The sequence below is a fragment of the Candidatus Tisiphia endosymbiont of Melanophora roralis genome, assembly GCF_964026575.1.
Classification (GTDB): domain Bacteria; phylum Pseudomonadota; class Alphaproteobacteria; order Rickettsiales; family Rickettsiaceae; genus Tisiphia.
Genome location: NZ_OZ032161.1, coordinates 1,402,723 through 1,413,621 on the forward strand (window position 1 = coordinate 1,402,723; position 10,899 = coordinate 1,413,621).

The following is a 10,899-nucleotide window of genomic DNA, read 5'->3' on the forward strand; positions in this document are numbered from 1 at the left end:
TATTATTATTTTAATGATTTAACGATTTTTTTAGATATTTATAAATTAATTTTATATTATTACTTGTAAGACTCAAACAACTATGCTAGGGTTTATTAAAATCTTTCTTAACTATAGAATTAATAGGTTATACAAATGTTAAAAGACAATTTAAATTCAGAAATTATTACTAACGAATTAAATGTTGAAACAGAAAAGATTGAAGAAACAGAAAAGATTGAAGAAACAGAAGAAGAAAGAGAAAGCCGCTTGGATCGTGAAGAATCGGCTAGAAAATTAAAGGCAATTATATTTGTCGTTATCCCGCTTTTGGTCGGGTTTCTAACGTTTACTTATTTCTTTCTTAACTCAATAGAGGAGAAAAGTAAGCTTTTGAAACAAGAACAGTCAAATCAACAGCTAGATCGACAGACTGATCAAAATACCCCAACAAAAACCAAGTAAACCCTAAGTTCACATGCTTTGCTTAGTATAGGAGTATTATATCCTAGTTCAACATTCCATGTGGTGTAGGGGCTGCCTCATAGTACCCTACATTTTTCTATAATCGTCATAGCAAGGCTCTTTAGATGCCGTAGCGATCCAGGTAAACAGCGAAGCTGTTTTTTCTAGGCGTATCCTGGATTGCCGCGTTGCCTCTTTCAGCGTCTCCTCGCTAATAGACGATCAGTAGCCATTTTAATAGTGGTTATATAAAAAATGTATGGTACTATGGGGCTGCCTTTGCAATCAAGGTTTTATTACGTGTATACTCGAATGATTTGGAGAATTGGATTTATCTCAATGCGATATAAAAATTAACAATTCTTATATCGAATTGACTATACCCCGCAAGTATTTGCAAAAACCAATTCTTCAAAGCAGAAGAGTATGTTCCCCATGGAAGCTATTTTTTCTATATTTACATTGACAAGTTCTTCATTATTTCTCAACTTAACTTGACTATGCCTGCTGACCTAATAACGGTGATTCAAATGGTATCTCATAGTATGTATGCTCTCCTAATAATGGCTCTGCTGAATTCTCAGTACCAAATATATTAATAAGAGTTATTGTTGGCGAGAGTGTCGTCGTATTTAGATTAGGTGATTTAATATCTTGCTTTGTTATTATATGTATCGCTTTTGGCTGATCAGGTATTGCAGAAAGAGGTTCATCATTGTGATGTGAAAATATTTTACCAAGTGCGGACATAATCATCTCAATGGTTGAGTTTTCTTGCTGACCAATAAAACTGCTAGCACTCTTAATTTTTTTTATCACATATATTGTAACTGCTATTAGTGTAGTTATGGCTATTCCTGTTCCAACTATAGCTAATGGTATAGAAGAGCTTGTTGATTCTTCAGTGTTATTATCTTCAGTATGAGTAGATGGAGTAGTAGTTGTTGTACTTCTACAACCATGAGGAATATCTCTATTAGCAAACAGGCTCTGTATAGTAGAACCTTGAATTTGTTGCATTAACCAATCACCCCAGCCGTCAATACACTCGAACTGTTGAATAGCGTTGTCATCTTTGACTATAGTAACTGCAATATTATTACCCTGATGATTATGAGTTGTAACTGGCATTGATCGACAATGATCTCTAATATAAGAATCTACTATATTCAGACCATTAAGTGTATTGCAATGAAATACTACACATACTGAGTCAGAAGAATCACATTTTATTAGTAATATTTTATCTATATGATAAGGAGTTGTAGTAGATGCTACACTTGTAGGCTGTACAGTTGTAGTAGGCTGTACACTATTAGTAGCATGACAACTCTGCATATTCTTAATTATAGTCCGACCTATCTCTTGTTGTATTGAGACACAACTCTTGTCATCACTTATAGCATCTTCCGTTCTATGTATTAGTTCTAAGAGCCAATCTCCCCAATGGGTACCACAATTATATGTTGTAGCAGAACTCTGCTGGATTGTAGTAAGCGATGCTCCTGCCTTAATATTATAGGATATTTTGTAGTTATCATAATAGACTATAATATCACTATCTGAAGGTATATGTTTTTGTTTATGAGGGAAGCAACCTTGAACTCTCTGATACATTGCGGTATGGTTATTAAGTTCTTCCTCAGCCCATTTCACTGTACCTGAATCGCAAGATGATATTTCATATTTTGAACTGTTAGGGTTGCATATAATAACAAAGGGTGTATCCTGTGCTGCTGCAGGATCTGCACTATCACTTAGCCATTTTTTGAACTTTGATACATCAAAGTATGGTTTTAAGTGTGTAGCTACACATTGTGGTTCTTCTTTATTTTTCCGACATTCCAAAAAGTTTCTTATTGTTCCTGGTGTATATTCTTGATAATACTTTATTATAACGGGTCCTATTGTATATCGTCCAATAGAGTTCTCTAGAACTTGATCGTCATTATAATTTTGCAATGCCTTGTTATTAAAAAGAGAGCGAGCTGAATTAATCAAATGTTTAGAATTGTCATTATTACGTTGAACAAATGCTGCAATTCCTTCAGATAATAACGTCCTTATCCCTTTACCATCAGTGTTATAATATTGAATGGCATGAGCTACTTCATGTACCACAACACTACCATCATACTCTTCTGGTGTTCCTATTATAGCTGTCATTGCACATCGTATAATATTGGGATTTTCTGGATCGTTACCTCCAAGCATATACTGTCCCGCTATGTATCCATGAGGAGCATCCCACTTGGTAAGAGTACATTTGTGTTCCATTTCAGATGGTATTATTCCAATTGTGCTGTCAAATATTGCAATAGATTCACGAATACTGGCCTTAACCTTTAATATCTGATCAGCAGTAAAGCCTTTGAGAGTTAAGCTCATGTTTAAAGGATGCTTTATCTGAAAATATGGAGTGTTATCGTCAGATATTTTTGCATCCATGGTTCTAAATAATTCTGGGACAAAATGTTTCTCTATAGGTACTGTTTTAGATTCTAGTTTTTCTGTAAAATACGGATCAATTTTTTCTTGCTCAAGTAAATCAAAAGGTGTTCTAGTGTTAAATGAGTCTAAAATATCATTATTATCGTAAGTTACGAATGATGTGCCATTTGCATCTATTTCATTAGTATTTCTGAAACCATAAACAGAGTTAATACCACTCACCAAAGGAGAGAGCCAAATAAGAAGATTAGATAAATTCATGTAAAACCTCAAGTTTAATGTGTTAATAATTTAGATTGTGTATATTATTTTCTTTGAAGAATTTGTTTGATAAAACTTCGGGATATTGGTCACGGTTCTTCCGTACCTTTACCTCTTGTTTTAAAAGAGTTATTAAGGAAGGCTATCACTTACTGTTTTAAATAAGGAGTTTGTCTTGTTTTTTATTATGTATGATATATATACTTGTTGATTAGTTAATAGAATATTTAGAATACCTCTATTCTGCTTTTGTGTTGAGAACAATAAATCTACTGTTGTTATTTTAACTTTTATATATTTGTTATGGATATTTATGGTATTTAGGCTCAATGGTGTATTAGCATTCTTTATATTTACATTATCTTTTGTCATTAGATAATTTGTTAGATTTATGTTGTTTGTTTCTACAGATTTTAGCATATATACTCTATTTTTACGATAAACCGTTTAATACGGTTTTTATTGCTGCAGCAACATATACTACATTCTCACTTTATGCAAGCAGTTATTTGAAAATTTTTGTAAACATTCATAATGGCATCGTCAAGTTAAGCTAAAAAATAATTTGGATTGTATAATAGATATTATATATTTATAGAATGGTTTCATAATAATCATGTAATCTATTACTTATATTTATGTACATCAATAAACCTCCAAAGAGACATCGTTTTCCAGTTAGTATTATCAATCATGCAGTATGGTTATATCATAGGTTCAATAACAGTTATCGTGATATTCAGGAACATATGGTCTATCATGGGATTATACTAAGTCATGAAACAGTGAGGTTTTGGTGTTATAAGTTTGTACCTAATTTCCAATATGTAATAAGAAAAAGAGGTTTATGCAACAAACAAATAAGTTAATCTTTAATTACAAAAAAACATCTCATATACCATGCATATTTAATAATCAGTCATTTATTGTAATTCGGTCATTTAAAAGGAGTAATGAGGACTATTTTGTAATAGTTAATATTAATACTCTAGAAATTAAGATAGTCGCTCAGAACTTATGTGCTTACCGTAAGAGTGATCAAGATGGAAGATATTTCTCATTAAAGGAACTTGAATCTTCTGTATACTATAGATCATTGTATTATTTTAATAATATAAAAGATAGTAGAGAGAATCAAGGTCTCAAGAATATTCCAGGAGTCAAAGGATGTTTTTTATCCATAGATATGTGTCCATCAATAAAAATGTTAGAACATAATTTATTTGATGCAATTTTAAAAACTGCTAAAAGAAGTCAAGAAATAAACCTATTAATAGCTGTAAGTGGTTTATGGATAGCAACTCATCTAGAAGACTTTATGTGGTTACAAACTCTTCCAACCCAAAATATAAAAATCACGTGGGTTAATCATAGTTTTAGTCATATTTTCTACCCTGATAAAGATTTTACAGACAATTTTTTATTACTGCCAAATACTGATATAGAAAATGAAATATTACAAACCGAACACTTGCTAATTGAAATGGGCGAATTACCATCTCTATTTTTTAGATTTCCTGGGTTAGTAGCCAGTCAAGAAATATTAGATATATTAACTTCTTATGGGCTAATACAATTAGGTGCAAGTGCGTGGATACATAGGCTTCCTGAACATGAAACAGTTAAAGATGGTGACATAGTACTAATCCATGGAAATGGTAATGAAGATAAAGTAGCCCTAGATAAATTGATTAAATTAGTTCAATCAGATCAGTTTTTATGGAAAAATTTACAAAAAGAACTATGTTTGAGTAATACCATTTCCCAAAACTAAATTGCTACTCGGAGTACGAGTATCGAATACCGGAACGTACAACTAGTACGTGAGGAGCGGAGATTATGAAGTACAACGACATGATGATTAGTTTTCGGAAATGGTATAATAGACTTCTTTCGAAACTCGCTTATGCTGAGGGATTTGAAGGAGACGCGGAACCTCGACCCGCAGCGTACTCTAATGTACGTGAGGAGCAGAGTACCGGTATCACGTACAAATCACCAGCAGAAGTAGAGTTTCGAAAGAAGTCTAATATACTGCTATGATTTCAAGAGATAAAGTAGCTTACTAGAATACTCCCGTTTGATATATCCGAAAAAATTACTACTAGTCTTGAATGGCTCCCCGGGCCGGACTCGAACCAGCGACCGAACGGTTAACAGCCGTTTGCTCTACCACTGAGCTACCGAGGAACATTTGCCTTTATATAGACTAGGTTTCTTATAACAAATCTTTTGACTATGGTCTAGTATTTTCTTATTTTATCTATAAAAAATAAATAGATATCTTACAGAATTCGTTTATGCTGAGGAATTTAAAGGCGACTTGAAACCTCAACCCGCAGCATACTCAAATGTACGTGAGGAGCAGAGTACCGGTATCACGTACAAATTACCAACAGAAGTAGAATTATGCAAGAGGTCTATTTAAAAACATTACTATGCTGGTGTACCTGAGCATTCATTACTAATCCAAACCCAATAAGCATTGATACCATCATTGTACCACCGTAAGATATAAAAGGCAAAGGCACACCTACCACTGGCAATAATCCCATCACCATAGCTATATTTATAAATACATGACTAAATAGAATTGATGTTATGCCTATTACCATCAGTTTACTAAATATAGCTCTACAATTCACAGCAATCATTAATGAAATTATTATAATTGCAGAATAGAGAATTAACAGAAACAAACTACCAACAAAACCAAATTCTTCAGCAAAAGTAGCAAAGATAAAATCTGTCTGATGCTCTGGTAAAAAATCTAGATGGCTTTGGCTACCTTTAGCTAGCCCCTTGCCCCACAATCCACCAGAACCAATAGCGATTTTTGATTGAATAATGTTATATCCAGCTCCAAGAGGATCTTTCTCAGGATCAAAAAAAACCATGATTCGTTTTCTTTGATAATCATGCATCACTTGCCACATAACTGGTATGCAAGTAAGGACTATAATACCAATTATCACAAAATTTCTTACTCTAAAACCAGCAGCAAAAAAAATAATACTAGCAATAATGATATTAATCACTCCAGTACCTAGATCCGGTTCTTTTATTATCAGTATAACTGGTACTATCACACCTATTATAGGCAATAATATCTTGTAAAATCTAGCAAAATCCTCAATCTTTAGTTGATGAAAATACCTAGCTAACATTAACACTACTGCTAATTTTGTTGGTTCAGAAGGCTGCACACGGATAACTCCTAAATCTATCCAACGCTTTGCTCCCATAGAAATAGAACCAAAAAGCTCAACACTAACTAATAAGATAATAATAGCAATATAAAATATATATGAAAACTTAAATATATATTTTATATCAATAGTTGCAATAATAATCACAACTGGTAAAAACAGGAAAAAATGCATCATCTGCTTATACGCCCAAGGGTGAATATTACTGTCTGAAGCGGAATATAGTATAACAAAACCAATGCTACAAATCACACTAATAAGAATAATTAAAGTAATTGGTAATTTTTTTAGTTTTTCAAAATAATTTCTTTGAATTGACATTCTAGATAGATATCCATAAAAATTAGCTGTAAAATGACATTACCAAAGTTTGGTAATCCTAGCAAAATTGATTACGATTAAAAAACATGAAATTATTATTACATAACACACTTACTCACAAGAAAGAAGTTTTCGTACCGCTAGATAGTAATTTAGTAAAAATGTATGTTTGCGGTCCAACTGTCTACGATCATCCCCATATTGGTAACGCTAGGTCCGTAGTAGTATACGATATTTTATACCGCTCACTAAGCAAAATATTTGGTCAAAATCATATAAAATATGTGCGTAATATTACCGATGTTGATGATAAGATAATAAATAGAGCCAAAGAACTCAAAATAACGATTTCTGACTTAACAGTTAGAATTACCGAAGAATTTCATGCTAATATGCAATATCTAGGTTGCAAAACGCCAAATATTGAGCCAAAAGCCACCATGCATATTGATGACATGATTGTGATTATTCAAAAATTACTTAACCTAAACCATGCTTACATCGCAGATAATCACGTTTATTTCGATATTTCTACCGCCCCAAATTATACAAAATTATCAAATCGTAATCTTGATGAAATGCTAGAGGGAGTGCGTATTGAAAATAATCCATCAAAAAAGCAACCACATGATTTTGTATTATGGAAACCAGCCAGTAAAGATGAAGAAATATTGGCAAATTTCGATAGCCCTTGGGGAAGAGGTAGACCAGGCTGGCATATAGAATGTTCAGCGATGAGCTATAAATATCTCGGAGAAAATTTTGACATTCATGGTGGAGGGGCAGACTTAATTTTTCCTCATCATACTAATGAGATAGCACAAAGTACATGTGCTTTCCCGAACTCTCACTTTGCTAAATATTGGGTGCATAATGGATTTCTGACCTGTAATGGTGAGAAAATGAGTAAATCGCTCAATAATTTTATTACTGTAAAAGACTTGATAGATAAAAAAATCCCTGGTAACGTAGTTAGATTACTGTTACTGAGTAGCCACTACCGTAAACCATTAGATTACAACAATAAAGCTCTAGAAGATGCTACAAAAACAATGAATTATTGGTATAGAGCGATAGAAAATTTGGACATTAACAAACTTGACGTTCAGAACATTCCAAAAGAATTTTTATCTCACTTATTCGATGATATGAATACACCTCTAGCCATTAAAATAATAAACGATTATGCTAAACTGGTCTTTGCGAGTAACAAAGAAGATGATAAATACTTATATGCCTCTTACTTACTTTCATGCAGCAATTTTATAGGTCTAATGACCCAATCAGCGAGTAGGTGGTTTTACTGTGAAATAAACGATGAACCGATTCTCCAGCATATTGAGCAACGTAGGCAGGCCAAATTACAAAAAAATTGGTTATTAGCCGACCAAATTCGTCAAAATTTATCAAAAGATGGCATAATTCTAGAAGATAAACTAGATGGATCAACTAGTTGGAGAAAAGTTTGATTAAGTGATCTTTTCTGTGTTGAGGCTGCTTGATATTTCTTCCATATTGACAATAAAAAGTTACATAACCCTTGCAAATATGTTGATTGAATATATAATAAGCTTTGCTTAAAATATATAGTTAACCCGATTAGCATTACTCAGTCATTGCGAGGAGGCGTAAACCGCACAACTGTTGAAAGTTAAAAATCGTCACTGCAATAACCTTTGTAAGCCCTAAACCGTCTATTAGCGAGGAGTCGCTGTAAGCGAGACGACGTGGCAATCTTGTGAAGAAGAGCTTACTTCATGAGATCGCCACGGTGTCTATCGACGCCTCGCGATGACGATTTTTAACTTTCAACAGTTGTGACTAAAGTGACTCCTCACAATGACGCTAGTTTGCTATGGCTAAATGCTAGTATGGTTAATTATAATAAGCAAAATTCACACGTAAGAGCCTAGTTGTTAGTCCAATTTCTTTGGTATCAACTCTTACGGAGGAGTACCTATAATTAGGTACATAACTAACATTTTAAGGAGATTTAATAATGTCTAAACTACAAGCTGTTAATGTCAGAGATTTACTTGATGCGGGGGTGCATTTTGGTCATAAAACCTCACGTTGGAATCCAAAAATGGCATCTTACATTTATGGCGTCAGAGATGATATCCACGTAATTGACTTACAACAAACTACTGCCTTAATGCAGAGAGCTTTGGGTATAATTTATGAAACTGTCAAGAAAAATGGTAAAATATTATTTGTCAGTACTAAAGTTCAAGCCAGTGATATAGTAGCTGAATATGCAGAGAAATGTGGGCAATATTACGTTAACCACAGATGGCTTGGTGGTATGTTAACCAACTGGGGAACAATTTCTGGCTCAATAAAAAAGCTGGATAATCTTGAGAAAGTTTTGGGGAATGAAGAGGAATATTCCGGTTATACTAAGAAAGAAATACTGGAAATGACCCGTAAAAAGGATAAATTACTTAAATCCTTAGGGGGTATTAGACATATTGGAACAAGACCCAATTTGCTTGTGGTAATTGATACTAATAAGGAGCATTTAGCAATCCAAGAAGCAGTAAAGTTAGGTATTCCAATAATTGCTATTGTTGACACTAACTCCAATCCAGACAATATAGACTACCCTATTCCCGGTAATGATGATGCAATAAGATCTATAAGACTTTATTGCACCTTGTTTGCTGATGCCGTACTTGCCGGTATAGAAGAGGCTTTAGCTGCATCTGGTGTTGATTTAGGAAGCATAGCTACTCATGAAGAAAAAGGTACAAATATAAAAGGTGTTACTAAGTTAAAATCAACCAAGAAATTTTCTAAAACTCTAGATATAAATAATCAAGAAGCACTAGAGTCAGAGTTTGAGACAGCTTTAGAGCTTGCAGAAGTTGCTACAACAACAAAATAACTAGTATACTGCTCGTAAATGAAGAGTTAATAGACGATAGAATCAAAATCATGATAGTAGCAGGAGTCAAATGGTCAAGGTGCATAACTGTTGAAAGTTAAAAAACTGTCATTGTGCATAGGCGTCATTGCGAGGAGACCGCAGGTCGACGAAGCAATCTATATGACAAACTTCATGGATTGCCACGCTCACGTACGTTCGCTCGCAATGACGATTTAAGCCTTACAGCTACTTCTCGCTAATAGACGATTTTTTAACTTTCAACAGTTATGGGGTTGATGCTACCCCTGATTCCCCTTTGATGTCACCCCTGCGAAAGCAGGGGTCTAGAAAAGACTAAATAGTTTTTCCAATAAAAATAACTATGAACCTTAAATAAAGGAGAGTAAAATGATAAATGCTGGACTTGTAAAACAATTAAGAGAAAAAACTGCTGCAGGAATGATGGACTGCAAGAAGGCCTTGCTTGAAACAAAGGGAGATTTTGAAGCAGCTATTGACTGGTTAAGAAAAAAAGGATTATCAGCTGCAGCAAAAAAAGCAGATAGAATTGCTGCTGAAGGACTAACAGCAATAAGCATTAAAGATAATGTTGGGGCTATTATAGAAGTAAATTCGGAAACAGATTTTGTTGCAAGAAACGATAAGTTTCAGCAATTGGTTAGGAATATTGCTGAACTAGCTTTGACACAAGATAATTTACCATCACTAAAATTAGCAAAAACATCAACAGGTAGATCAGTTGAAGAAGAAATATTAGACAATATTGCTACAATTGGTGAAAATTTAAATCTACGTCGTATGGATGTTTTACGGGTATCAGAAGGTGTGGTTGCATCTTATGTACATAATACTGTTGCTGATGGTCTAGGTAAGATTTCTGTCATTGTTGGCTTACAATCAACTACCAAAGATAAAGCTAAGCTCCTAGAATTTGGACAGAAAATTGCTACCCATATAGCGGCAAGTAATCCTTATAGCCTTGATGCATCAAGTTTGGATCAAACATTAATTGAACGTGAAAAAAATATATTTTTTGAACAATCAAAAGCTTCCGGTAAACCGGACAATATCATTGAAAAAATGGTTGAAGGTAGAATACGTAAGTTCCTAGCAGAAGTTGTTCTGCTTGAACAAAACTTTTTATTTGATGATAAATTAACAGTTTCTGAAGTTATGGATAACACTGCAAAAGAATTAGGAACTTCGATTAAAATTACACAGTTTATAAGATATGAACTAGGTGCAGGCATAAAGCAAGAAGATAAAAATTTTGCGGACGAAGTTGCAGCTGTCATGCAAAGCTAGGAAAAACTGATTATATTT

General features: G+C 33.6%; 10 protein-coding genes and 1 tRNA gene. 7 read left to right on the plus strand and 4 right to left on the minus strand.

Annotated features, from left to right (window positions below; all coding sequences use genetic code 11):
• Positions 1–135 precede the first annotated feature (135 nt).
• A complete protein-coding gene (locus AAGD53_RS06800) occupies positions 136–444 on the plus strand; it encodes a hypothetical protein (protein WP_341762673.1) in 309 nt (102 codons plus the stop codon).
• Between the two features lie 498 nt (positions 445–942).
• Here AAGD53_RS06800 and AAGD53_RS06805 read toward each other — a convergent pair whose 3' ends face one another.
• Together AAGD53_RS06805 and AAGD53_RS06810 are read right to left on the minus strand one after the other, a co-directional pair.
• A complete protein-coding gene (locus AAGD53_RS06805; protein WP_341762674.1) occupies positions 943–3,156 on the minus strand; it encodes a hypothetical protein in 2,214 nt (737 codons plus the stop codon).
• Positions 3,157–3,288: 132 nt separating this feature from the next.
• A complete protein-coding gene (locus AAGD53_RS06810; protein ID WP_341761864.1) occupies positions 3,289–3,576 on the minus strand; it encodes a hypothetical protein in 288 nt (95 codons plus the stop codon).
• 218 nt (positions 3,577–3,794) lie between these two features.
• Here AAGD53_RS06810 and AAGD53_RS06815 point away from each other — a divergent pair, with 218 nt between their 5' ends.
• From AAGD53_RS06815 to AAGD53_RS06825, 3 genes are all read left to right on the plus strand, one after another.
• Complete coding sequence (locus tag AAGD53_RS06815; protein WP_410521070.1) at positions 3,795–4,025, plus strand: hypothetical protein; 231 nt, start codon at positions 3,795–3,797, stop codon at positions 4,023–4,025.
• Positions 4,004–4,930, plus strand: coding sequence for a hypothetical protein (locus AAGD53_RS06820; protein ID WP_341761865.1), 927 nt, complete (start codon positions 4,004–4,006; stop codon positions 4,928–4,930). Before AAGD53_RS06815 ends, AAGD53_RS06820 begins: the two co-directional genes overlap by 22 nt.
• Before the next feature lie 65 nt (positions 4,931–4,995).
• Positions 4,996–5,199, plus strand: a complete 204-nt coding sequence (locus tag AAGD53_RS06825) for a palindromic element RPE1 domain-containing protein (protein ID WP_341762675.1) — start codon at positions 4,996–4,998, stop codon at positions 5,197–5,199.
• A 72-nt stretch (positions 5,200–5,271) separates the two neighbouring features.
• Here AAGD53_RS06825 and AAGD53_RS06830 read toward each other — a convergent pair.
• Positions 5,272–5,346 (minus strand) — tRNA-Asn (locus AAGD53_RS06830).
• Between the two features lie 230 nt (positions 5,347–5,576).
• On the minus strand, positions 5,577–6,680 hold the full coding sequence (gene rodA / locus AAGD53_RS06840) for a rod shape-determining protein RodA (RefSeq protein WP_341763444.1): 1,104 nt from the start codon (positions 6,678–6,680) through the stop codon (positions 5,577–5,579).
• 92 nt (positions 6,681–6,772) lie between these two features.
• Between rodA and cysS the strand changes: the two genes are divergently transcribed.
• The 3 genes from cysS (at position 6,773) to tsf (ending at position 10,881) form a co-directional block, all read left to right on the plus strand.
• Entirely contained in the window at positions 6,773–8,155 is a 1,383-nt protein-coding gene (gene cysS, locus AAGD53_RS06845) for a cysteine--tRNA ligase (RefSeq protein WP_341762677.1), read from the plus strand.
• Positions 8,156–8,685: 530 nt separating this feature from the next.
• Complete coding sequence (gene rpsB / locus AAGD53_RS06850) at positions 8,686–9,573, plus strand: 30S ribosomal protein S2 (protein WP_341762678.1); 888 nt, start codon at positions 8,686–8,688, stop codon at positions 9,571–9,573.
• Positions 9,574–9,963: 390 nt separating this feature from the next.
• Positions 9,964–10,881 (plus strand): translation elongation factor Ts, encoded by a 918-nt coding sequence (gene tsf, locus AAGD53_RS06855; RefSeq protein WP_341762679.1) that lies wholly within the window; start codon positions 9,964–9,966, stop codon positions 10,879–10,881.
• Positions 10,882–10,899: the final 18 nt, after the last annotated feature.